We start from the raw sequence: 22,790 nt of genomic DNA on the forward strand, positions 1-22,790 counted from the left end.
ATCGAAGACTGGCCCGACCTCCTCAAGTGTACCCACCCCAACCCAATCGGTCCATCGCTGATGAATGAGAGTTACACACGCCCCAACCGTCGCCGCTTCCTGATCGGCAGCTCGTCCGGCCTGGCCGCCCTGGTGGCCGCCCGGCACGGTCTCGCCCTGACTCAGGCCCCTCCGATTCAAGGGCAGGCGATTGAGGCCGACCTGGTGATCGTCGGCGGCGGGCTCGGCGGCTGCGCGGCGGCGCTGGCAGCCCTGAGGGCGGGCAAGTCGGTCGTGATGACCGAGGAAACCGATTGGATCGGCGGCCAGCTCACCAGCCAGGCCGTGCCGCCGGATGAACATCCCTGGATCGAACGCTTCGGCCGGAACGAGTCGTATGCCGACCTCCGCAAGCGGACCCGATCCTATTTCCATCGCAACTACCCGCTGACCGCCGCGGCCCGCGATGCCCGGCACCTCAACCCCGGCAACGGCCGCGTCTCGGCCCTCTGCGCCGAGCCCCGGGCCTACCTCGCCGCCCTGACCGACATGCTCGCCCCGTTCGCCTCGGCCGGTCGGCTCTCGGTCTTACTCGAACACGCGCCGATCGCCGCGGAAACCAATGGGGACCGCGTCCGATCCGTGACCGTCCGCGACACCAGGACCGGCGACGACCGGGTCCTTGTCGCCCCCTACATCCTCGATGCGACCGAACTGGGCGACCTGCTCGAACTCGCCGACGTCGAGCACGTCGTCGGCTTCGAGGCCGCTGCGCAGACGGGCGACCGCTCGGCCCCGGAGCAGCCCGAACCGGGAAATCAACAAGCCTTCACGGTCTGCTTCCTCATGGAATACCGCCCCGAGGAAGACCACACGATCGACGAGCCGGCCGATTACGCCTTCTGGCGCGACTTCGTCCCCGAACTCACCCCGCCCTGGTCGGGCCCCTTGCTGGATCTCTCGTACAGCAGCCCGCAGACGCTGGAACCCCGGTCGGTCCCGTTCGACCCCACGAGTAACGCCTTCGGCTGGTGGACCTACCGGCGCGTGATCGACCCGGGCAACTTCCAGCCCGGCCCATTCGACGGCTCGACCGGCGTGACCTGCGTCAACTGGCCACAGAACGATTATCTGCTCGGCCCGCTCGTCGGCGTCCCGGCCGACGAGGCCCGGCGGCACATCGACCGGGCGAAGGACCTGAACCGCTCCCTGCTCTACTGGCTCCAGACCGCTTGCCCGCGCCCGGACGGCGGGACCGGCTGGCCGGGGCTCCGGCTCCGTCCCGACCTGATGGGCACGGCCGACGGCATGGCCAAGGCCCCTTATATCCGTGAATCCCGCAGGATTGCCGCCGAGTTCACCATCCTCGAACGTCACGTCGGCACCGAGGCCCGACGCGCCGCCGAGGGGGACGACGTGGCCGAGGCCACCTTCCCCGACAGCGTCGGCGTCGGCAGCTATCGGATCGACCTCCATCCGAGCACCGGGGGAGATAACTATATTGATGTCAGCTCCCTCCCCTTCGAGATCCCGCTCGGGGCGTTGATCCCCGTCCGGGTCGAGAACCTGCTCCCGGCCTGCAAGAACCTCGGCACGACCCACGTGACCAACGGTTGCTATCGCCTGCATCCGGTCGAGTGGGCGATTGGTGAGGCGGCCGGGGCGCTTGCCGCCTTCTGCCTCGATCGAAACCTCTCGCCCCGGGCCGTCCGCAACACTCCCGCTCACCTTCGAGCCTTCCAATCGTTCCTGACCGCCCAGGGGGTCGACCTCCACTGGCCCCGCGCCCGGCCCCGCTGAGGCCGTGGCCGAGTTCGCCACCGTCGAGTGTTTTCAGGACTTCATGACCTTGTCTTTCCATGGGTGTTCCGTCTGCCATGACCACAGCCTTCCTCTCCCTCCTGCTCATGACCACCGCCCCCGCACACCCGGCGGAGGAGCCCGTGCGTCTGATCTTCGACACCGACCTCGGCAACGACGTCGATGACGCGATGGCGATGGGCCTGATCCACGCCTTGCAGTCGCGCGGCAAGTGCGAGCTGCTGGCCGTGACCCTGACGAAGGACCACGAACTCGCGGGGCCGCTTGCCGATGCGATCAACCACTTCTATGGACGGGGGTCGATCCCGATCGGCGTGGTCCGCGATGGAGTGACCCCCGAGCAGGGCAAGTTCCTCGGCCTGGCCGCCGAGCCGAATGATTCCGGCGACGGCCTGCGCTACCCCCGCTCGCTGGCCTCGGGCTCCGAGGCGCCCGAGGCGGTCGCCTTGCTGCGAAAGGTCCTGGCGGAGCAACCCGACGGATCGGTCGTGATCGCCCAGGTCGGCTTCTCGACGAACCTGGCCCGCTTGCTGGCCTCGGGGCCGGATGACGTCTCCCCGCTCTCCGGCCGGGACCTGGCGGCGAAGAAGGTCCGCCTGCTGGAGGTGATGGCCGGGGCCTTCGCCCCCATCGGCGACAACGCTCGCTTCGGCGAGTACAACGTGGTCCAGGACCTCGAATCCGCCCGGACGCTCGTTCGCGACTGGCCGACGCCCATCGTTTTCAGCGGCTTCGAGATCGGGATCGCCATTCCCTACCCCGCCGCGAGCATCGAGAACGACTTCGGCTACGTCGCCCACCACCCGATCCCCGAAGCCTATCAGGTCTACGAGCCGACCCCCCACGAGCGGCCGACCTGGGACCTGACCAGCGTGCTCCACGCCGTCGAGCCCGACCGCGGCTACTTCGACCTCTCCCCCCCCGGCCGGGTCACCTTCGAGGACGACGGCCAGACCCGCTTCGAGCCCGACCCCGACGGCCTGCACCGCTACCTGATCGTCACGCCGGAGCAGGTGATTCGCATCCGAGAGGCCTTCGCCCAGCTCGTGAGCCAGCCGCCTGATGCCACGGATGACGATTGATTCGAGCACGCCATGACATGGTGATGACCGCATCAGTCGGGTGGTGCGGGCGGGTTGTCGCCTGTGCCACCCCGATGGGTTCCGCATCCTGTGCCACGAAGATCGCCGCATTCCATCGGGGAGGGATCGAACGGATCGATCGAAAAATGAGAATCCGTGGCCCCTTGATCCGTCACGCCTGGGACGCCAGGATCGGCGGCATGGGGCTGTCGAGCGAGTCGGCGATCGCGCGTAGCAGTTCCCCCTCCTCGACGGTGATCTGGCCGTCGGAGCCGACGGCCGAGGCACACGCCCGGAGCACGTCGCGCTTCAACGGGGCACTGGCTTCGAGCAGGACATCGAGGGCCTTGCTGACCGCTTCGAGGCCCGATTCGGCAACAGGATCGACCCGGGCCGAGTCCCAGCCGAGGGCCTGGACGCCCGACTCGAACGCACGGCGGGCCTCGGCGCTGTCGTCGGGCTGGCCGACGCGGGCGATGGCGGTCAGCAGGGTGCCGGTCGGCCCTTCGATCTTCGCGGCCGACCGATACCTGACGCTCGGCGCCGCCTTCGCGCCGAACTGGGGGCCGAGGTGCCGCATCAGCAAACGAAGCAGGGCGAATTCGTAGAGGCTGATCCGTCGATCCGCCTCGATCAGGGCCCGCACGTCGCGCTGGAACCCTCGGTACTGCTCGGGCGAGAGCTGCCGGAGGGCCGGCAAGGCCAGCTCGACCAGGGGGAGCCGGGCCGTCAGCTCGACGCCCTGGACCTCGGGCAAGACGGATCGCGTCTGCTCGGCGAGCTTCGCCCCGGCCGATTCGGCCAGGGCCTTCAACTGGCCGTCGACGTGCTCCGGATCGCGGTCGATCAGGAGGCCATACACGAGGACCCGGGCGCTGTAGGGGTCGTGCGTCAGTCGGGTGATCGGCTCGGGCAACGACTCCAGCAAGGCGGCGGCGTAGGCGAGGCGCTGGGGGTCGATGGTGCCGATCTTCGTGATCGCCTCGACGGGATCGAACTTCATCCGGCCGGCGTCGGCCTTGCGGGGTTGCTTGGACGGTTGGCGGTCGATCCGGGCGTGGCTGGGAGGGGCGAGCGAGACCTTGGAGAAGTCGCCGTCGAAGCTGGGGTCGATCCGCCGGATGCGGTCACCGAGCGGGGGGTGGGTGGCCATCAGGCTCAGCCAGGCGCCGCCGATCCCCTCGCCGAAGAACATGTGTGCGGCCTCGCCGGCCTCGGGGGTCTTCAGGTGCGAGCCCGCCGAGATGGCCCCGATCTTCTTCAAGGCCCCGGCGATCCCCTCCGGATTCCGGGTGAACTGCACCGCCGAGGCATCGGCCAGGTATTCCCGCTGCCTTGAGACGGCCGACTGGATCAACCGCCCGAAGAAGACGCCGACATAGCCGATGACGTAAAGCGCCAGGCCGATCAAGGGCAGGGGGTTGCCCCCCTTGTTGTCGCTCCGGGCCCTCAGGTTCGAGTACATGGTCGAGCGGAAGAGGATCCAGCCGGTGATCCCGATCAGGAGGATGCCGAACAGGACCCCCATCAGCCGGATATTCAGGCGCATGTCCCCGTTGAGGATATGGCTGAACTCGTGTGCCATCACCCCTTGAAGTTCGTCGCGCGAGAGGGTCTGGATGCACCCCCGGGTCACGCCGATGACGGCGTCGTTCGGCGTGTAACCGGCGGCGAAGGCGTTGATCGCCGCTTCTTGATCCATCAGGTAGACCGGCGGCACGGGCGTGCCCGACGCGATCGCCATCTCCTCGACGACGTTCAGGACGCGGCGCTCGTCGGGATCTCTCGTGTCGGGGTGGATCAACCGGCCCCCCAGCAACTCGGCGACCGTGTGGCCCCCGCCGGCGAGCGAGGCGATCTTGAACAGGCTGCCCCCGCCGACCAGGGCCGTCGTCCCCAGGGCGACCAGCCCGAACAGGCCCGGATCCCAGAGCGTCGGCGGTGCCGATGCCCGGCCCCCGTCCTCCCCCATCCCGAGGAAGACGAACGCCAGGACCAGGTAGATCGCCCCGATGATGGCGACGACGGCCAGGAGGAAATAGAAGACCAGCAGCCCGGTCTTGCGACGGGCGGTTTCCTGATGCTCGAAGAAATCCATGGGCGGGCGGTCCGGTCGGCTGCGATCTGGGGGGGAAGGGACTGGCGTCGACGTGTGCCGATGCGTTGCTCGGGTGCCGTGCCCCGATGATCGGGGACGCGACACCCGAGCCACAAGCTCAGGAGAAGGAGACGCGCGGCGCCTCGCGTTCCTTCGGCGAATCGACCTCGAAGAACTGGGCCGGCCCGAAGCCGAACATCCCGGCGAAGATGACGGCCGGGAAGACCTCGCGGGCGGTGTTGTACGTCATGACGGCATCATTATAGGCCTGCCGCGAGAAGGCCACCTTGTTCTCGGTGCTGGTCAGCTCTTCCTGGAGCGACAGCATGTTGGTGTTCGCCTTCAGGTCGGGATAGGCTTCCGAGAGGGCGAACAGCCGGCCGAGCACGCCGGTCCCGGCGGAGACGGAGCCGAGGTCGGCCTCGGCCGCCCCCAGGCGCTTCATGGTCTCCGGGTCGCCGGGGTTGGCGGCCACCTGGTTGCTGGCCGAGACGGCGGCGTTGCGGGCCTGGATGACGGCCTCGAGCGTCTCGCGCTCGTGGCTCATGTACCCCTTGACCGTCTCGACGAGGTTCGGGATCAGGTCGTACCGGCGCTTGAGCTGGACGTCGATCTGGCTGTAGGCATTCTTGTAACGGTTGCGGAGCTGGACCAGCTTGTTGTACGTGCCGATGGCCAGGAACACGAGGATGGCGACGATCACCCCGATGACGATCAGGATGATGGCCGTCCCTCCGAGGCCACCGGCCTCCTGGGCGAGAAGCAAGCTCATGGGCGAGCGATCCTCCGAATGGGGCGGGCGAAAAGGGTTCGAGCGGCACGGTCCCGGGCGCCGGGACCCTTGGGATGCCACGAGACTAACCGGTGTTCGTCCGCAAGTCTATTTTCTTGACGCACATCCGTCCGTGGCCTCCCTGGCGGCATCGTCGACCGGATGAACGACCAGACGAACGACGCCCGCCCTCGCTTCGGGGGAAGCGGGGGCGGGCGTCCTTGGACTCGAATCGAAGGTGGGGGGGATTGCAACGGCCGGGGTAACCCCTGGATCAGTCGCGTCCCTGGAGCTGGGCCAGCAAGCGGAGCAGGCTGATATAAAGCCAGATCAGGGTGACGAGCAGGCCGAAGGCCCCGTACCACTCCATCGTCTTGGGGGCGCCGGAGCGGGCCCCGCGCTCGATGAAGTCGAAGTCGAGCAGCAGGTTGAACGCGGCGACGCCGACGACGACCAGGCTGAAGCCGATGCCGATCGGGCCGGAGTCGTGGATCATCGGCACCGACACGCCGAAGAAGCCCAGCACGAAGCTGACCATGTAGACCAGGAAGATGGCCCCGGTCGCGGCGACGATCCCCATGCGGAGCTTGTCCGTCACCGGGATGATCCGCGAGGTGTAGAGCGAGAGCATCACCAGCAAGATGGCCAATGTCAGGGCCATCGCGTTGAAGGCGATACCCTCGTACATCGAATTGAACCACCAGGACACGCCGCCGAGGAACGCCCCCTGCGCCGCGGCGTAGAGCGGGGCGGTGTAGGCGGCCCACTTCATGGCGAAGACGGTGACCAGCGCCAGGACCAACCCGGCGATCATGCCGCCGAACATCCACGGCGTCACGTCGGTGCCCGATTGGCCGAGCCCCCAGACGTACGCGGCCACGGCCGTCAAGATCGCCAGCAGCAGGAAGCACTTCGACGCCGTGCCCTGCACGGTCATCGTATTGACGCGAGTCTCCTCGCGGGCCCAATCACCGAAAACAGTTTCCGAGAAGACAGGGTTGGACGTCTCCACCTTGGCGAGCCTCCGAGTCGTTGAGAGGAAAGTCGGCGAACCGGGGCCGATCGTCGGGCCGGCTCGCCGCATCGGTATTGTGGTCGTTTGGTCGCGTCAGGGCAATTCAATTCGGGGGGGAGTCGGCCGGCCCGAGCTGATCCAGCACGCGCCGGATGCTCTGGCCCGAGGCGAACAGCCCGATCGCCCGTGCCTCGCCCCGGGCGCTCTTGAGCTCGATCCGGCCGACGCAGACCCCCAGCAATCGGCCTTTGCTGGAATAGAGCCCGCCGCCGGATCGACCTTGAATCGGGGGATGCTCGGTGATGACGAACAGCCGGGGGTCGCGGGGTGGGGCCCGATCCCGGTCCTGCGAGGGGGACGTGAAGGCGGAACCTCCCTCATCGGCCTGGTTCCGGGAGAGCAGGGCGGTCCCCCGGATCCGGGAGTCCCAGCTATTCAGGTCGCTCGCCTGGTCGATGCCGACCGAGGTCACGGGGAAGCCTTCCGGGAGCGGCTCGGCCAGCGAGTCGTCGAGCCGGGCGACGTGCGGGAGCCTCGCCAGGCCTTCGACCCGCAGGACGGCCACGTCGGCATCCAGGTCGGCCGCGAGGATGGTGGCGGGGACGACCTTCGGCCACGACCCGCCGAGCTTCCTCCCCTCGATCCCGAGGTTGAAGCGGTGCAGCTCGATGGCCGCCCGGCCGGGGCCGTCGATCACATGGGCGGCCGTCAGGATCAGCGATCGCCCCCTGGTCGAGGCGATGATCGTGCCGCTGCCGCGCGAGTTCCCCTTGCGCACCATGACGGTCGGCCGGAAGATCACGTCGTCGAGCGGGCCGGGCAGATCCGCCGGGGTGATGGTGCCGGCCGCCATCCGGCGCGAGCCGGCTTGCGCCTCGGCCGCCCGCGGGGCCGCGACGCCCAGCAACCCGATCAGCATTGAGGCGACCAGCATCCGGAGCAATCCGCGTCGCGTCTCGACGATGCCCATTCATCACCTCCGGCGCAACTTCGGTGGGGGGGACTCGACGATTGATTCTAGGCCAAAACCCGCGCCAGGGCGAATGATTCAGTGCTGCGATGCGGATTCCGGTCGACGGTCACGCCTCACCAGGGGTCGGAAGATTCGGACCGGCCCCGACCGGGCGCTCGGGCCTCGTCCGGCCCAGGCGGCGGTGATGGCGTCGAGCGTCGGCTCCGAACCCCAGACGAGGACCGCATCAATCGCGGTTCCGTACTGGGCGAGCAGGTCGCGCCAGAGCTGTGCCCGTCGGTCGAGGTCGGCGGGATCGTCGAGGATCGCCACCTGTTCGAAGAGGAGCGAAGGGGGGGCGTCGATGTCCGGTCGGACCTGGACCGGGAAGTAATAATGCCGGGTCTCGTAGTTGCTCCAGATGACGTTGCCGGAGCCGGGGCCGAGCAGGCAGTCGGCGTGCAAGAGGGGGTTCGATCGGTATCGGCCCCGGATGTCGATCAGGAGCGTGCCGACCCGTTCCTTGGGGCCGACCGCGGGGGCCGCGTGCAGGATCGGCCGGACCCGGCGATCGGCCTCAATCGCGTAATCCCAGACGAATGCCGATTGCAGCGCCAGGGCCACGGCGATCAGGCCGGCCCCGAACCGGACCGGAGGCGAACGCAGGTCGAGGTGGAGCGCCGGGACCAGGCAGGCCAGGCCGATCAACGCCACCCGCTGCGAGAGGAAATAGCCGTGGTCCTCCCCGAAGCCGTCTGGGCCGACCATCCCCCCCAGCAGGAGCAGGGCCGCGAGCGCCGCCCAGGCCCGCCGAGCCTGCCGGGTGGATTGGGCCTCGTCGGCACGCGAACGCCAGCGGGCCAGCGTGGTCCCGAGCAGCACCGCCAGCCCGAGTCCCAGCCAGAGGCTCGGCGACAGGATCACGCACCATCGGCCGCCCGCGTCGGGCCAGAGCGGGACGAAGTCGCGGCGGCCGAGGGCAATCGGATCGACCCAGGAGAGCCGCCTCGCCCACGTCACCGGCGACCAGAACGGGCCGGCCTGCTCCCAGGTCGGATCGAACGCCCCGCCCTCGGTCGCGAGGGACGTGTAGAGCACGGCCAGCGGGACCAGGGGGGCACAGCTCGCCAGGGTGCGGACGAGCCGACGCCATCGGTCCGCGTGGGTCCCGGGGGCCAGCCACGCCAGCACGACCAGGCCGCCGGCGGTGATCCCGAGGCTCACGAGATGTCCCAGGTATCCGACCACCAGCAGGCCGCCGATCGCCACGATCCGGCCGATCCGCAGGTCATCGCGCCAACCCCACCAGACGCCCCAGGTGACGAGGGCGAGGGTCGCTCCCACGAGAAAGTTCGCAAAGCCCATGAGCCAGGGCATGTTGATCGCGAGCAAGGCCGCCGTTATCGCCGCCGGACCAAGGCCCTCCCGCCCGGCCACCCGGGAGCGCAGCCAGAGGATCGGCGAGGCGAACGCGACGAGCGTGATCGTGGTCATCGCCCGATCGGCGGCCCGTGCCGGCAGGGCCGCGAGCATCCCCATCAGCGCCAGGTGGCCGCCCAGATTCGGCAAGGGACGCCAGTGCGCCTCGAACGCCTCGGCGAAGGGAGAATCCTCGCCGAGGCGCAGGTCCTCACGCAGGATCAGGGCATTGTAGACGTGCGACGGGCCGTCCTGGGTGACGAACCCGGGCACCATCCAGACGGCAAGAACGGCCGGCAAGACGGCCAGGATCAGGATCGAACCGGGGAGGAGTCGGGATCCTCGGACGGACGAGGCGTCTCGTCCGAGCAGCATCGGCTTCATCAGCGGTTCGAGGCTCCCTGCCCGGCCATTGGGTCGGCCGATTCCTGATGCATGTTTCCAGGCGTCACGCCGCCCACTCGAACCGTCAATCGGTCAGTCGAGCGATTCGGTGAGCGGCCCGGCCCCCGGTTGGAGTACTGCGAACAAACGTGGTGCCATCCTGCGGCAGGGGCCGGGCCGTTCTTCCTGAACCGAGGTCGGGACGGACGCCCAGTCAAAAGGGTGAGCAACCAGTGACGATCACCGCCGGGGGTCATCCCCGATGGTGATCGATCGGAAGTCGGGGCGCAGCCGCTCAAGAAATGCGGCAAGGTCCTCGCGTCGGTTCGGACTCACCGATACCGGGCATCGCAGGCCCGGTCTGGCGATACCGATACAATACCACAGCCCGGCAACCTGGACCGGGATTTTCCTTCAAGTCCTCATGCCCTCGGTTCCGAAGGGGCCGCCTGATCAATAGAGGAGGATTGCGTCGACGTTGAGGGTGACCTGACTCCCCGATCGACCATCGTCGTACGGTGTACCGGTTTGCGACCAGTCGAACCGGACTTCCGGCCGGACCCAGAACCAGAGCCGGGGCTTGCAGATCAGGCCGAGGGTCATCTCGTAGTACGTGTCGGAGGTGGTCCCGAAGATGATGCCGTCGTCGTCCCGGAAAATCTCGGATCGCCAGACGGCGGTCAGCTTCGGGTCGATTTCATACAGGAACCAGTTGCCGAAGCCGTACCACTCGGTATCCTGCCGCGTGTTTCGGGCACCGGTCTGCCGCGAGCCGGGGCCTCGCATCAAAGGAGTGTTCTCGTCAACAACCCAGGCGACTTCCATGGCCTGGGTCAGCCGATCGCTCCACTCCCGGGTCAGGACGAACGAGGCGTAGAACCGGTTGCTCCGGGAGTACCCGAAATTGGTCAGGCCGGCGACCTCGGGAGACGTGCGGACCCCGACCGGCAGGAACGTGGAATTGGCCGACGGGAAGAACGGCAACTGGTTCGGGCCGACCACCGTGAAGGCGGACAGCCGGGTCCGGCCATCGGCCGACTCCCGGGTCAGGCCGGCGAGGGTGTTCCAGACGTAATTGGCGTTGAGGAACCGGTCCCAGCCGTTCACGGCCCCGAGGTAGACGTCCGTTCGCTCGTCGAGGTGCTGGATCCCGAGCACGCCGAAGAACGTGAACGGGGTGAACGTCATGAGATTGGTGACGGAGAACAGCGGCCGCTCGATCGCCTGGACCGCCTCGAATCCGGCCGGGCTGTACCATCGGCCCCCCCTGATGTCGAGCCCCCGGTCGGTGAAGAGCGGCAGGTGCAGCTCGGCGAAGAACTGGGGGATGTCGATGCCGGAGAACTGACCGACGTCGAAGGCCTCGTCGGCGAACCCGTACGACTTCGTGAAGATCCAGTCATTGCCGAGGAAGCCGTCGACCCGGAAGCCCAGGTCGGCCCGGCCCTCCTGGCGGGCAATCCGCTCGACGATCAGGTAATATTGATTGCCTTGCCATTGATTGGCCTGATAGTTCGGAAACTCGCCGAAGTTGATGCGGTCGGGCGGGTCCGCCGGGTTCCCCGAGAAGCTGTTCTGGAACCAGCCGCGGAAGGTGAACGGCAGCTCCTCGAGTCCGAGGAGTTCTTGCAGGAACGCCGGTCCGGGGCCTTCCACGGCCTCGGCCCTCGGCAAGGCCACGTCGAGCGTCGGCTCTCCCGTGATCGGATCGGGAATCGTGCCGGGGAGTCCCGGCCCTCCGGGCTCCGCCTCGCTGGAGGCGCGGTCCTCATCGACCTGCGAGCGCTCGACGGCCGCATCCCGAGGGGCGGGCTCGCCGCCGGCCCGGCGGATGATCCCTGCGGACGAGGGGAGCCCCGCTCCGGCTTCCATCCGGTCGTACAGACCGATCAAGGAGTGCGAGCCCGTCGGATTGGAGTCCTGCGGCGGCCCGGCCGTCGCCCGCATCGGCGCGAGGGCGATCAGGACCGCGGCCCAGAACCATCGCCGATTGCTCGCCTGATTGCCGAAGTGTCTCCGCATCCATGGCCCCGACCGTGAGCCCAGCCGACCTCGACCAGCAATGCAACGCAACCAATCCGGGAGCGTCTCGGGGGGTGGTTCCGGGGCACAGCCGGACTTCTCTGGGAGAGGCATCGACGCCCTCCCGTCGGCAACTTCAGCAAAATCGGCCTCAACCGCCCTCGCGGAGGTGCGTCGGGATGGGGACGGCACTTGCCCGGGCGAGAGTCGGGGGCGGTCCGATCGGGGCGTGTTTCCGGCTCGACGGGCGCGGTGATCGCGGTAAGATAAGGGCCGTCCGGAGGATCGGGCGTCGGCATGATCAAGGAAGGTAGGGTCGTGGCGATGGGGAATTTTCGGCAGCACGTCGGATTCGCCAGCTTCCTCGGGGTGCTCTACGCCTGGGGAGGTGGGGTGATGATGGGCGTCCACTGGATGTACGGCTCGGTGGCGGCCCTGCTGGCGACGGTCGGGGGCCTGCTCCCGGACCTCGATTCGGACAGCTCGGTCCAGCTGCGGGGGTTCAGCGGCCTCCTGGGAATCCTGGCGGCGGTGGCGGTCTGGCAGGACATCGACAACTCGCCGGTGGTCGTGCCGTTCGAGCTGCACCTGTGGTCGGCCATCATGACGTACGTGCTGGTCCGACATGGCCTGCGACGGACGCTCGCCCGCCTGACGGTGCATCGGGGGATGTCGCACAGCATCCCGACCGCCTTGATCTGGGGGGCCGTGACGTACATCGGCTATCCGGCCGAGTCGCACCTGCTGCGGGTCGTCATGGCCTGCGCCGTCATCCTCGGGTTCCTCTCGCACCTGGTGCTCGACGAGTGGTGCAGCGTCGACCTGGTCGGCAGGCGCGTGAACAAGGCCTTCGGCACGGCCCTGAAGTTCACCTCGAAGTCGATGAGCGCGACGATCGCGACCTACGCCATCCTGGCGATGCTCGGCTGGTGGGTCGTGCGGTTCTGGCCCGCCGACCCCTTCTCGGGGGGATTCCCGCAACCGGTCATCTACTGGCCGGGGGTGCATGAGTCGGGCCCGGTCGACGGGTGGTAAGGCCCGACCCGGAGGGGGCGAATCGCCCCGCCGGGCGGGCCGGAACCCCTTGAAGGCCGACCGATCAGCGCGACGACGCGGCGGTCGTGAGGTCGTCCTCGGGCCGAGGCGATGCGTCCGCCCCCGCCTCGGTCGACCGGCCCTTCCCTCGGATCAGGGCGATCAGGGCCCGGAGTTCCGGCCGATCGCTCGACCAGGCGAAGGCGTGATCCAGGTCCGCACGGGCGGCGGCGTGCTGCCCGGCCCGGTCGTGGAGCCGGGCGCGGAGCAGCGACAGGAGCGGGTCGTGCGGGTCGCGGGCGATCGCCTCGCCCAGGTCGGCGATGGCGGCGTCGAGGTGGCCGATCGCGGCCAGCGCCAGCGCCCGGACCCGGTGCAGATGCGCGTCGTCTCGGCCCAGCACCGCGGCCCGGTTCAGGTCGTTCAACGCGTCGAGCGGCCGGCCGGATTCGTAGAGCACCTGCCCCCGGAGGATCAACGACGCGAGGTCATCGGGGCGGAGCGACAGGGCCGCGTTGAGATCCGCCAACGCGCCGCCCAGGTCGCCCGATCGGTGGCGGATCCTCGCCCGGACCAGCCTCGGCAACGAGGCGTCCGGGGCGACCAGCGTGGCCTCCGAGGCGGCCTCCTCGGCCTCCCCCGCGCGGCCGAGCGCGGAGAGCACGGTGGCCCGGGTCAGCATTCGGGGCACCGGGGACGCCTCGGCCGAGGCCGGGGGCGAGGCCAGGGCCTCGGCCGCGTGCAGCAGGTCGGCGGTCAGGCCGGAGCCGGGGAGCAGGTCGAGGGCCGCCGGGTCATCGAGCCGCAGCGCGACCCCCGGCCGGGTGGCGAGCAAGGCTCGCAGGTGCAGTCGGGACCGCGACGGGGTCGGGGCGATCGCCAGGCTCTCGGCGAAATCCGCCAGCGCGGCGGCCGGCTGCCCGGTTGCCAGGTGGCACCGGCCCCGAAATTCGATCAGCTCGGCCAGCGGCCGACGATCGGCCCACGACGATCCGCCGACGACCCTCGCCTGCGAGGCCGCCCGGGCCTGGGCGACCAGGGCTTCCGCGTCGGCCAGGGCCGTCTGCCGCCGACCCGAGGCCAGCAAGAGCAGCGCACGACCGAGGCGGGCTTCCCGCTGCGCGGGCTCGTCGACCAGCAGGTCGCTGTAAGCGAGCAGGGCCAGCTCGGGCCGGCCTTCCTCGGCGTCGAGCCGGGCCAGGTCCAGCCGGGCGGCGCGTTCGAACCGCGTGCCCGAGGCCGCGGCGAGCGTCCCCAGCGCCGTCTGCATCCCGACCGATCCCAGGCCGCTCGCCAGGCCGGTCGGCCCGCTCGCCAGGAGCAACACGGTGCCCTGTCGCCCCAGGGACAGCCCGACCGGCGTGGTCCCGACGATCGACTCGAAGGCGGCCCGGGCCCCCTCCCGGTCGCCCCGCTGCAGCAGGACGAGCCCGACGTTCAGCTCGATCCGGTCGAGCAGGCGGTCCCGGTCGCCGGACGGAATACGGGCCGAGGCGGCCCGGAGGTCGCCGAGGGCCGCCGCGGTGTTGCCCGAGGCCCTTGCCGCCAGGGCGCGATTGAACAACGCCCAGGGGGTCGACGGGTTCAGGGCGACCGCCGCGTCGGCGTGACGGAGGGCGTCGTTGATGCGGCCCGATTCGAGCGCGAAGGTCGCCAGGTAGAACCGGGGCCAGTAGGAGTCGGGGCGTCCCCGAACCGCGGCTTCGAGCCAGGCGATCGCCCGGTCGGCGTCGGCCGAGTCCCCGGTCCCCTGGTACCGCGCCGCCGACGCGATGCCCAGCAGGAAGGCGGCTTCCGCCGTCTGCCGGGCACGTTCGTTCGCCGAGAGGGGCGTGTCGGTCGCGGGGGAGATGGCCGGCCCGAGGATGCCCAGCTCGCCGCAGAGGGCGTCCCAGGCGGCTCGGCGAGGGTCGTTGCCCGGCATGGCCCGGACGGCCCGATCGCGCAGGTCGGCGATGTCCCCGGCGGTGGACGGCCCGGCGGGCTCGGTCAACCAGAGGTGGACCGCCCGGAGGAACAGCAACTGGGGGACCGTTTCGAGCAACCGGCGGCGTCGTTCGGGTTGCAGGCGGTCGAAGTCGTCGTTCGCCGCCCAGTCGATCTCCGAGAAGACCCCGAAGGGGGAGAGCAGGCCGCGCAGGGCCTCGCCCGGCGGCCGCTCCGGCTCGACGAAGCCGAAGAGGCGATAGCGGAGCCACTCGGCCTCCTCGAAGAATTCGAGCGTGTGGCGTTCGAGCTGCTCGATGTGGATGGCCCAGAGGCGTTTCTCCTGGGCCTCCCACCAGAGCTTCGCCAGCGACGGGTGCTTGGCGGCGGCCTGCATGGCGAAGCCGTAGCCCTGGATCGCGGCGTCGAGCTTGCCGGCCTGCTGGTACATCGCGGCCTGCTCGATGATCCGCCTCACCTCGCCCTGCGCCGCCACCCGCCGGACCCGAGCGTCGTGGATCGTGGCCAGCAGGATCGAGCCGGCGACCACGGCCGGGGCGGCCATCAGGAACCGCACGCGATTGCGGCGCACCCATCGGATCGACCGGCTGGCGATCGGCTCGGTCGCGTGGCGCAGCGGGCCGTCGTTGGCGATCGCCTGGAGGTCGGCCGCCAGCTCCGAGGCGGACTGGTAGCGGCGCTCGGCATCGGGCTCGAGGCTGCGGCGGATGACCGCCTCCAGGGCCGGGGAGACCGGCCGGCCCCCCCGGAGCAAGGGGGGAGGCCCGGCTCGCCGCTGCTCGGCGGTCTTCCAGAAGGCTTCCGGCACCGATCGCGCCTTGCGGACGACCGGGAACGGCCGGGATCCGGCGATGGCCTCGAACAGGACCACGCCGAGCGCGAAGACGTCGGCCCGGGCGTCGACCCCCGTGTCGATCCCCTCGGCCAGCCCCTCGATGTGCTCCGGGGCCATGTAGGCCAGGGTGCCGCCGAGCTTCGCCGAGTCGTCGGCGGGCTCGTCGATCACCGGGCTGATGGCCAGGTTGAAGTCGAGGAGCATCGGCAGCCCGTCGCCGGTCACCAGCACGTTCGTCGGCTTCACGTCGCGGTGCAGGACGCCTCGGTCGTGCGCGTGCTGCAGCGCCTCGGCGAGCCGGGCCCCCCACCAGGCGATCGCCCCGGAGAAGGATCGACCGGCCAAGGCCTTCCGGGCGGCGGTGGCGGTGCGGGGCCGGTCGTCCTCGGGCGGCTCGATCCGGTCGAGCACCGCGAGCAATTCGCTGCCCGAGCGCGCGGCGAGGGTCGCCGGGTCGTTCAGGACATCGGCCAGCGTCGTCCGGCCGAAGAAGGGCATGCAGAGCAGGTGGAGCCCGGAGACCGGATCGACCCGGTAGCTGTGGACCGGGACGATATGCGTATGCTGCAATCGGGCCAGGGTTTGCGGCTCTCGGGAGCCGGTCGTGGCGACCTTCAATGCGACCGGGCGATCCGCCAGCAAGCGCTCGTGGGCCAGGTAGACCCGGGCGAACGACCCGCGGCCCAGCTCCTCGGCCAGCCGGAACCCGCCGATCGTCTCGCCGGCCTCGGGGAACTCGACCGGATCGACGGGGGCGGCCTCGACCGATCGGGTGCTCCGCCCCGAGTTGAAGTTCGATTGCGTCGAGCTGACCATCGGCGAGGCCGATCCGCCGATCAGCGCATGGATGTCGAAGACCCGCCGCAGGGCCGAGGCCAGCTCCGGGAACCGCCGCTCGTAGTCGGCGGGGTCGGGGTCCGATCCCGTTTCTTCGAGCAGGCAGAACTCCTCGTACAGCAGGGCGACGAGGGTCTGTTCGTCGAGGTCCGGGTAGCGGGCGCGATACTGCTCGACGCTGACGGCCTCCCCGGCATCCCACCGGAGTCCCAGGTCGGCCCTGAGCAGGGCGAGCCAGGCGCCGGGACGCTCGGAAGGCTCATCGGGGAGGTAAGCGGCCGGATCGGGCCGGGCGTGGGGCGGGGAGCGCTTCCAGGCGTCCTCGAAGCGGTGGGCGAGCCGGGCGGCGGCGGGCGATGAGGCATCGTCCCAGGTCCGGCCGGAAGTCGTGGCCAGGTCCGACGGGTGTGGGGGCTCGATCATTCGTGTCGGGGGCGGCGGGGCAAGGGTCCGTCCTTGGGGGCCGGCCGAGGCGTCGCGTCGTCATGCTGCCCGGCTCGAGACGGGTCCGTTTCACGCTCCAGGTCGAGCCGGCGCTTGAGGTCCTCGATGACCCGCTGCACCGTCCGCTCGCTGATGCCGAGCCGATCGCCCACGTCGCGGCTGGAGAGCCCCTGGGCCTTCAGCTCGATGATCGCGTGCCGATCCTGCGGCATCAGGTCGCGGAGCCGGGAGAGGGCCTCGCGCGCCTCGGCCACCTCGCTGGGAGAGTCGTCACGCCCGGGGAGGTCCCGAGGCCGCTGGCCGTCGACCCAGAGGGGCTCCTCCCGGTGCATGTCCTGCTTCTGGCTGCCCGCGCGGCGGTACTCGTCGATCACCTTGTTCTTCGCAGCCTTGGCCAGGAAGGCGACAAGGTGTCGGGAATCCTCGAAGTCGGCCGGGCCGTCGTTGCCTCGCATCCGCCGGAAGAAACTCCCCCAGACGCTCTGCATGAAGTCGAGCGAGTCGAACCGCGAGCGCAAGAGCCGGGGCAACTGGCGGCGGACGACCAGGCGGACCTCGGCCTCGTACCGCCCGAGCAGTTCCCGGGCGGCGTCGTCATCCCCGGCGCGGATGCGGTCGAGGAATCGGCGCAACTCGTGGCTTTCGTCAGGCCTTGTGGCCGGACCGTCGCTCGCCATCATCGGGTCCTCCGATCCTTCTACCCGGGCCCGAGTCCGTTCCACCCTCTCGCGCCCAAGCCTACCGACGCCCTCCCCGCTTTGGCAAGCAATCCGATGCCCTTCGGGGATTTTTCCGCGATTTGATTTGCGATCCGGCGGGGCGTCGTGTATTACGATTCCAGGATTTTTCCTACCGCATGCCGATTCCTTGCACAGGAGGGGGACCATGGGACGATTCGGTTGGCGAGGGCCGGTTTGGGGGGCCTGCGCGGCCTCGATGCTCCTGATGGGGGCGTCCACGGCCGCCCCGGCGCACGAGATCAAGGTGATGGCCAGCCGGCTCGTGACCGAGCCGGGGAGCCGAGATACCGTCTACCTCTCTTGGGGGCACATCCTGCCGATCGACCTGCCGATCGAAGCCGAGGCGATCAAGGACTACCGGCTCCATACCCCGTCGGGTTCGGTCAGCTACCTGGCGACCGAGGGCTACTCGCTCCACGCCAATGAGGTGAGGGTCGAGGAAGAGGGGCTGTATACCGCCGAGGCGACCCGGCACCCGTCGGTCTATACCGTCGTCGTGGATGAGCATGGCCAGCATCGCCACGTCATGGCCACGAAGCCCGAGGCCCGGGCCCAGGTCGAGGGGGGGACGATCGACTACTCCGCCCGGAGCCACCAGTTCGCCAAGGCGCTCCTGATCTCGGGAGATGCCCACGAGGAGGCCACCCGGACGCTCGGCCACGAGTTCGAGATCGTCCCGCTCGACGGCCCCGAGTCGTGGACCGCGGGGGCCGACCTCCGCGTCCGGGTCCTGTTCCGGGGGGAACCGGCCGCTCGGCAAGACGTGTTCGCCCGGTTCATCGGCTTCAAGCCGGACCTGGCCTGGTGCTTCGCCATCCCGACGGACAACGACGGGATCGCCACCATCCGGCTCGATCGCGCGGGGACCTGGGTCATCCGGGCCCAGAAGACCCTCCCGGCGGCCGAGGAGGATCGTTCGCAGTTCGACGTCGAGTCGTTCACGGCCACCGTGGCCCTGGAAGTCCTCCCTTGATCCCGATCCGCCCGAACACCGCAAGGAGCCTCCCCACCATGACGCGATCACGTCGCGGCTTCACCCTGATCGAACTGCTCGTGGTCATCGCGATCATCGGGCTCTTGATCGCCTTGCTCCTCCCCGCGGTGCAGGCGGCCCGAGAGGCGGCCAGGCGGGCGCAATGCGTCAACCACCTGAAGCAGCTCGGCATCGCCTTGCACAACTATCACGGGGCGCTCGGCAGCTTCCCGATCGGCTACACCTTCTATGACGCCCCCTGGCCGGGGGATCCGACCGTCCCCGGCGGCCATGCCAAGTGGGGGGTGCTGGCCCACCTGACCCCTTACCTGGAGCAGTCGGCCGTCCACGACGCGATCAACTTCGACTTCCCGATCATCGGCGGGCCGAATCAGGCGTATGCACCGTTCCCCGAGAACCTGTCGGCCCTCTCCACCAAGGTCGCCCTCTTCCATTGCCCGAGCGACGGCATCGACCGGCCGACCCCTCCGATCTACGGCGCGAACTACGTGGCCACGGCCGGGTCGGGCCTCGACGTGCCCGCCAACGGTTACCGGCAGATCGACGGCACCTTCTACATCAATTCCTCGACCACGCTGGCCGAGATCCGCGACGGGTCGAGCAACACGGCCGTCATGTCGGAGAGCCTCATCGGCCCCGGCGGCCCCTACAACATCCCCGCGGCGGACATGGCCGAGGACGCTCGTCGCTACATCCGGCACGTCAACACCCTGACCGACGCCGATTGCCGGGCCGCCGCCAACGTCCACCCCAACAAGCGGAGCAACTGGGCCGACGGCGACGCCAACGCCTCGACGTACTCCCACTGGTATCCGCCCAATCCTGCCGAACCGAGCTGCAATCGCCACTCCGTCGGCTGGAGCGAGGCCAGCAGCAACCACCCCGGCGGCGTCAATCTCTTGCTCGGCGACGGTTCCGTCCGGTTCGTCAAGGACACCGTCTCGCCCGCGACCTGGCGAGCCCTCGCCACCCGCAAGGGGGGCGAGGTCATCAGCGCCGATCAGCTCTGATACCTTGCGTCATGGCCTTCGAAAAATTGCCGCCTGGGGGGAAGGTCGCAGTCATGTTTAAGGATTCCCGTCTCCTGCCGCTTGTCGCGCTTCTGCTCGTTTCTTGCGGACCGGCGACGAGTCCGTCCGGAGGACTTCACGCACCGGCCGGGAACACGCCGACCGAGTCGGTGATGATCTTCAGCCTCCAGGGGCCGAATTACACCCGAGTTGCCTCCCCGGTCAACCTCGAACGAGAGGCGAGGGAATTCCTCCGGTTGCATGGGGGGATCGTCGAGTCCGGCTTCCTCGCGACCATCGTGCTCGACCGAACCCCGGGGGCTGAATCGATTGCGGTGCTGCTGCTCGACTCGGACCGGACTCGGGGTTGGGTCATCGAGATGGACACGTTCGGAGTGCCGGCATCGTTCCGGAAGGCCGGGCGTGCTGATCTCGAACTGCCCGTTGCGTCGGAGCGCGACATGCCTCTTGTCCTACTCGTCCGACTGGACGGGACGACCGTCCCGCTGGAATCCCTGGATCGATCGGCCCGGAGTTTCCTGAAAGGCCGCGAACCGACCTTCGAAACCCGAGGGAAGCCCAGGGTGATCCGGATCTTTTTCGAGAACGAGGCTCAGGACAGTGTGAAGTACATGGAGCCGGGCACGACCCGCGGGATGGCGGTCCGTTTCGACCGCGATGGGACTCCCGTCGCCCACCAGGCCGATGAGTGGGAACCTGACTGACCCGGGGATCAATCCTGACCTCCGGAAAAGAGTCGCTCGTGGAACCTCCGCAGCGCCTCCTCGGGCGACTCGAACTTCATCGCTTCCGGCCCGGCGGCGTCGATCCAGCAGGCGGTGAACGGAGAGGGCCCGTCGAGCGATCGGAAGCGGACGACGGGGCGTGATCGGAGCCAGTCGAGCGCCGTGGCGGTATCGAGCAGATCGTGGAGCACCTCGCGGCGGGTTTCCTTCAACAGCGGGTGATCGGGGCAGGCGGCCTGGACGAGCGGGTAAAGCCGCTGGCTGACCCAGAGCAGGCCGCCGACTTTTGTCCGACCCCCTTCGGGGCGGCGCAGCACCATCAAGGCGGTCGAGGCGACATGCCGGAAGCGTCGGGCGGCGAGGTCGCCGCGGTCGATCCCGGCGAGCACGTCGTCGGCGAAGCCCTCGGGGTCGAGCAGGGGGGGGAGATCGCTCGCCGTCAAGGACGCCTCGATCGGCAGCCGGACCTGCCAGCCGAGGTCGGCGACGACCAGGCCGAGGTCACGCCCGAACCGTCGGCCGAGCCGGGCGGCGAAGGCCCGGGCGGCGGCCTCGCAGGCCGATCGGCCGAGCGGGGCGTGGACGGTGTAGCAAACTCCTTCCTCGTGCGGAGACTCCTCGATCAGGACTGAACCAGGCCGGGGGACCTCGCTCAGTTGCTCCTGCGCCGCGAACAGATCTTCAAGCAGGCCAATGGCTTCCGGTTCGAGCCGGTACGACTCGACGAGCCATGCGCGGAACGCCGAAGTCCCCTCGTCGAGGAGGGTTGCGGCACGATAACGAAACGAAGCCAATTCCGAGGCCAGCTCGGCGGAGAGCCCCTGGCGGTCGCTCGTCCAGCGCGGCAGGTCGGGGTCCCCCCCCGAGAATCGGGCGTGGACGGTCAGGCCGTCGAGCCGGACGAACTCCAGGGCCCGGCCGTCGAGCACGAACCGATCGCCCGGCTGGAGCCGCTCGGCGTAGTTCCCTTCGAGGGTGCCGATGGGTGCCTCATCGACGAAGACCTTGACCGATTCCTCCGAGGTGATCGTCCCCACGTTCGCCCGGAACCAGCGGATGATCCTGGCGTTGCGGACCCCGAACAGGTCCCCTTTCTTCCAGAAGCGGGGGGAGGTCCACTTCGGGGTCGCCCCCGGCTCCGGCTCCCAGGCCCCGGCGGGGGCGGAAAGTTCCCCGGAGAGGAACAGGAGGCAGGCGTCGAAGTCGGGCCGGCTCAGGTGCTCCATCGGCCCGGCCTTGCGGACGAGGGCGAACGCCTCGTCGGCCGAGCACTCGCCGACGCAGGCCATGCCGATGAGCTGCTGGCAGAGCACGTCGAGCGGCGCCTCGACCGTCCGCAATGGCTCGACGCGCCCTTCCCGGGCCGCCTTTGCCGTGACGGCGGCCCCGGCCAGCTCGGCGGCGGTGGCGGCGAGCATCAGGCCCTTCGTCTGCGACCCGACCCGGTGCCCCGCCCGCCCGACGCGCTGGAGGCACCGCGCGACGCTGCCCGGCAGGCCGACCAGGACGGCCAGATCGGCCGAGCCGATGTCGACCCCCAGCTCCAGGCTCGTGCTGGTGACGACGGCCCGCAGTTCTCCGCCTTTGAGGGCCGCCTCGACGCTTCGACGGCGGTTGGCGTCGAGCGCCGAGTGGTGCGCCGCGACGGCTTCGGCCCCGAGGTCTTCCTTCAGGTCGTGGGTGATCCGCTCGGTGAAGGCCCGGGTATTGGCGAAGACGATCGTGGTGCGGTTCGATTCCGTCTCGTCCCGGAGCCTCCGGAGCAGGCGGCGGTAGGTCAGCCCTCGGTGGGGGCCTTCGTCGCGATTCAGGAGGGACTCGACCTCGATGACCGGACCGGCCTTGCCGTCGGGACGGGGGGCCTCGATCACCCGGCACGATCGGGTCGGCCCGACCAGGAACCGGGCGACCGGCTCGGGCGGCTTGCAGGTCGCCGAGAGGCCGATCCGGCTCGGGTCGCGGTCCGCCTGGGCCGCGAGGCGTTCGAGCGAAACCGCGAGGTCGGCCCCGCGCTTGGTCGGGACGAGCGAATGGACCTCATCGACGATCAGATGCTCGACCGACCGCCAGAGCCGCCCCCAGGTCTTCTGGCTGAGCACGAGCGAGAGGCTCTCGGGCGTCGTGATCAGGAGGTGCGGCGGTTGCTCCCGGAGCTTCCGGCGGAAGTGCCCGGAGGTGTCGCCCGTGCGGACCCCGATCGTCACCGGACTGGTGTCGAGGCCGAGCTCCCGTCGGATCGAATCGATGGGTTCCAGCAGGTTCCGCTCGATGTCGTAGCCGAGGCTCCGCAAGGGGGAGAGGTAGACGCATCGCACGCCCGGCTCAAGGGTCCCGGCTTCGTGCGACCGGTATAATCGGTCGAGGATCGCCAGGAACGCGGCGAGCGTCTTGCCCGTGCCGGTGGGGGAGACGAGCAGGAGATTCTCCCCGGCGTCGATCACCGGCCAGGCGAGGGCCTGGGCGGGGGTCGGACCCCCCGGGAATGCCTGGCCGAACCAGTGGCGGACGGCGGCCGATCGGATCGCGCCGACCGGGGACTCCGGGGGGGGGATTCGACGCGATCGGGCGGGGCGATTGCCGAAATTGCGGGCCATCCGGGCGTCGTCCGTCCGGGGGATCAGCGCGGGGCGCGATCCGATCCGGGCCTTCGTGGTGTCG

15 protein-coding genes are annotated in these 22,790 nt (G+C 69.5%); 6 read left to right on the top strand and 9 right to left on the bottom strand.

Going from position 1 to position 22,790, the window contains the following annotated elements; genetic code table 11:
- Positions 1 to 60 precede the first annotated feature (60 nt).
- Positions 61 to 1,779: an FAD-dependent oxidoreductase gene (locus AB1L88_RS17180; RefSeq protein ID WP_367097906.1), complete on the top strand. Its 1,719-nt coding sequence runs from the start codon at positions 61 to 63 to the stop codon at positions 1,777 to 1,779.
- Between the two features lie 77 nt (positions 1,780 to 1,856).
- Complete coding sequence (locus AB1L88_RS17185) at positions 1,857 to 2,882, top strand: nucleoside hydrolase (RefSeq protein ID WP_367097907.1); 1,026 nt, start codon at positions 1,857 to 1,859, stop codon at positions 2,880 to 2,882.
- A gap of 172 nt (positions 2,883 to 3,054) precedes the next feature.
- Here the strand turns inward: AB1L88_RS17185 and AB1L88_RS17190 are convergent, their stop codons facing one another.
- The 6 genes from AB1L88_RS17190 to AB1L88_RS17215 all read right to left on the bottom strand — a co-directional run bounded on the left by AB1L88_RS17190 (position 3,055) and on the right by AB1L88_RS17215 (position 11,544).
- The gene (locus tag AB1L88_RS17190) at positions 3,055 to 4,980 is read right to left on the bottom strand and encodes a M48 family metallopeptidase (RefSeq protein WP_367097908.1); all 1,926 of its coding nucleotides are present in this window, start codon (positions 4,978 to 4,980) and stop codon (positions 3,055 to 3,057) included.
- Between the two features lie 118 nt (positions 4,981 to 5,098).
- Positions 5,099 to 5,752, bottom strand: a complete 654-nt coding sequence (locus AB1L88_RS17195; RefSeq protein WP_367097909.1) for a LemA family protein — start codon at positions 5,750 to 5,752, stop codon at positions 5,099 to 5,101.
- 274 nt (positions 5,753 to 6,026) lie between these two features.
- A complete protein-coding gene (locus AB1L88_RS17200) occupies positions 6,027 to 6,764 on the bottom strand; it encodes a Bax inhibitor-1/YccA family protein (RefSeq protein ID WP_367097910.1) in 738 nt (245 codons plus the stop codon).
- 106 nt (positions 6,765 to 6,870) lie between these two features.
- Complete coding sequence (locus tag AB1L88_RS17205; RefSeq protein ID WP_367097911.1) at positions 6,871 to 7,737, bottom strand: serine protease; 867 nt, start codon at positions 7,735 to 7,737, stop codon at positions 6,871 to 6,873.
- A 78-nt stretch (positions 7,738 to 7,815) separates the two neighbouring features.
- Entirely contained in the window at positions 7,816 to 9,522 is a 1,707-nt protein-coding gene (locus tag AB1L88_RS17210; RefSeq protein WP_367097912.1) for a hypothetical protein, read from the bottom strand.
- A gap of 453 nt (positions 9,523 to 9,975) precedes the next feature.
- On the bottom strand, positions 9,976 to 11,544 hold the full coding sequence (locus AB1L88_RS17215) for an outer membrane beta-barrel protein (RefSeq protein WP_367097913.1): 1,569 nt from the start codon (positions 11,542 to 11,544) through the stop codon (positions 9,976 to 9,978).
- A gap of 297 nt (positions 11,545 to 11,841) precedes the next feature.
- Here AB1L88_RS17215 and AB1L88_RS17220 point away from each other — a divergent pair, with 297 nt between their 5' ends.
- Positions 11,842 to 12,579 (top strand): metal-dependent hydrolase, encoded by a 738-nt coding sequence (locus tag AB1L88_RS17220; protein ID WP_367097914.1) that lies wholly within the window; start codon positions 11,842 to 11,844, stop codon positions 12,577 to 12,579.
- A 64-nt stretch (positions 12,580 to 12,643) separates the two neighbouring features.
- On the opposite strand, the gene AB1L88_RS17225 is transcribed toward AB1L88_RS17220, so the two are convergent.
- Positions 12,644 to 16,621: a protein kinase gene (locus AB1L88_RS17225; protein WP_367097915.1), complete on the bottom strand. Its 3,978-nt coding sequence runs from the start codon at positions 16,619 to 16,621 to the stop codon at positions 12,644 to 12,646.
- Positions 16,618 to 17,274 (bottom strand): sigma-70 family RNA polymerase sigma factor, encoded by a 657-nt coding sequence (locus tag AB1L88_RS17230; protein WP_367097916.1) that lies wholly within the window; start codon positions 17,272 to 17,274, stop codon positions 16,618 to 16,620. Before AB1L88_RS17230 ends, AB1L88_RS17225 begins: the two co-directional genes overlap by 4 nt.
- A gap of 253 nt (positions 17,275 to 17,527) precedes the next feature.
- On the opposite strand from AB1L88_RS17230, the gene AB1L88_RS17235 reads away from it, so the two are divergent.
- From AB1L88_RS17235 to AB1L88_RS17245, 3 genes are all read left to right on the top strand, one after another.
- Positions 17,528 to 18,355 carry a DUF4198 domain-containing protein gene (locus AB1L88_RS17235; RefSeq protein WP_367097917.1) on the top strand — a complete coding sequence of 276 codons (828 nt, stop codon included), beginning with the start codon at positions 17,528 to 17,530 and terminating at the stop codon, positions 18,353 to 18,355.
- A 38-nt stretch (positions 18,356 to 18,393) separates the two neighbouring features.
- Positions 18,394 to 19,386 carry a DUF1559 domain-containing protein gene (locus AB1L88_RS17240; protein WP_367097918.1) on the top strand — a complete coding sequence of 331 codons (993 nt, stop codon included), beginning with the start codon at positions 18,394 to 18,396 and terminating at the stop codon, positions 19,384 to 19,386.
- Positions 19,387 to 19,559: 173 nt separating this feature from the next.
- Positions 19,560 to 20,111: a hypothetical protein gene (locus AB1L88_RS17245; protein WP_367097919.1), complete on the top strand. Its 552-nt coding sequence runs from the start codon at positions 19,560 to 19,562 to the stop codon at positions 20,109 to 20,111.
- Between the two features lie 8 nt (positions 20,112 to 20,119).
- Here the strand turns inward: AB1L88_RS17245 and AB1L88_RS17250 are convergent, their stop codons facing one another.
- Positions 20,120 to 22,726, bottom strand: a complete 2,607-nt coding sequence (locus tag AB1L88_RS17250) for a DEAD/DEAH box helicase (protein ID WP_367097920.1) — start codon at positions 22,724 to 22,726, stop codon at positions 20,120 to 20,122.
- Positions 22,727 to 22,790: the final 64 nt, after the last annotated feature.

This window comes from Tautonia sp. JC769, assembly GCF_040717455.1.
In the GTDB taxonomy this organism is placed as follows: domain Bacteria; phylum Planctomycetota; class Planctomycetia; order Isosphaerales; family Isosphaeraceae; genus Tautonia.

Excerpts from the sequence above, each read along its gene's own strand:
- AB1L88_RS17225 (WP_367097915.1), bottom strand. The coding sequence starts at position 16,621 with ATGATCGAGCCCCCACACCCGTCGGACCTGGCCACGACTTCCGGCCGG.
- AB1L88_RS17215 (WP_367097913.1), bottom strand. The coding sequence starts at position 11,544 with ATGCGGAGACACTTCGGCAATCAGGCGAGCAATCGGCGATGGTTCTGG.
- AB1L88_RS17240 (WP_367097918.1), top strand. The coding sequence starts at position 18,394 with ATGACGCGATCACGTCGCGGCTTCACCCTGATCGAACTGCTCGTGGTC.
- AB1L88_RS17245 (WP_367097919.1), top strand. The coding sequence starts at position 19,560 with ATGATCTTCAGCCTCCAGGGGCCGAATTACACCCGAGTTGCCTCCCCG.
- AB1L88_RS17185 (WP_367097907.1), top strand. The coding sequence starts at position 1,857 with ATGACCACAGCCTTCCTCTCCCTCCTGCTCATGACCACCGCCCCCGCA.
- AB1L88_RS17195 (WP_367097909.1), bottom strand. The coding sequence starts at position 5,752 with ATGAGCTTGCTTCTCGCCCAGGAGGCCGGTGGCCTCGGAGGGACGGCC.
- AB1L88_RS17210 (WP_367097912.1), bottom strand. The coding sequence starts at position 9,522 with ATGAAGCCGATGCTGCTCGGACGAGACGCCTCGTCCGTCCGAGGATCC.
- AB1L88_RS17220 (WP_367097914.1), top strand. The coding sequence starts at position 11,842 with ATGATCAAGGAAGGTAGGGTCGTGGCGATGGGGAATTTTCGGCAGCAC.
- AB1L88_RS17180 (WP_367097906.1), top strand. The coding sequence starts at position 61 with ATGAATGAGAGTTACACACGCCCCAACCGTCGCCGCTTCCTGATCGGC.
- AB1L88_RS17190 (WP_367097908.1), bottom strand. The coding sequence starts at position 4,980 with ATGGATTTCTTCGAGCATCAGGAAACCGCCCGTCGCAAGACCGGGCTG.
- AB1L88_RS17235 (WP_367097917.1), top strand. The coding sequence starts at position 17,528 with ATGGGACGATTCGGTTGGCGAGGGCCGGTTTGGGGGGCCTGCGCGGCC.
- AB1L88_RS17205 (WP_367097911.1), bottom strand. The coding sequence starts at position 7,737 with ATGGGCATCGTCGAGACGCGACGCGGATTGCTCCGGATGCTGGTCGCC.
- AB1L88_RS17250 (WP_367097920.1), bottom strand. The coding sequence starts at position 22,726 with ATGGCCCGCAATTTCGGCAATCGCCCCGCCCGATCGCGTCGAATCCCC.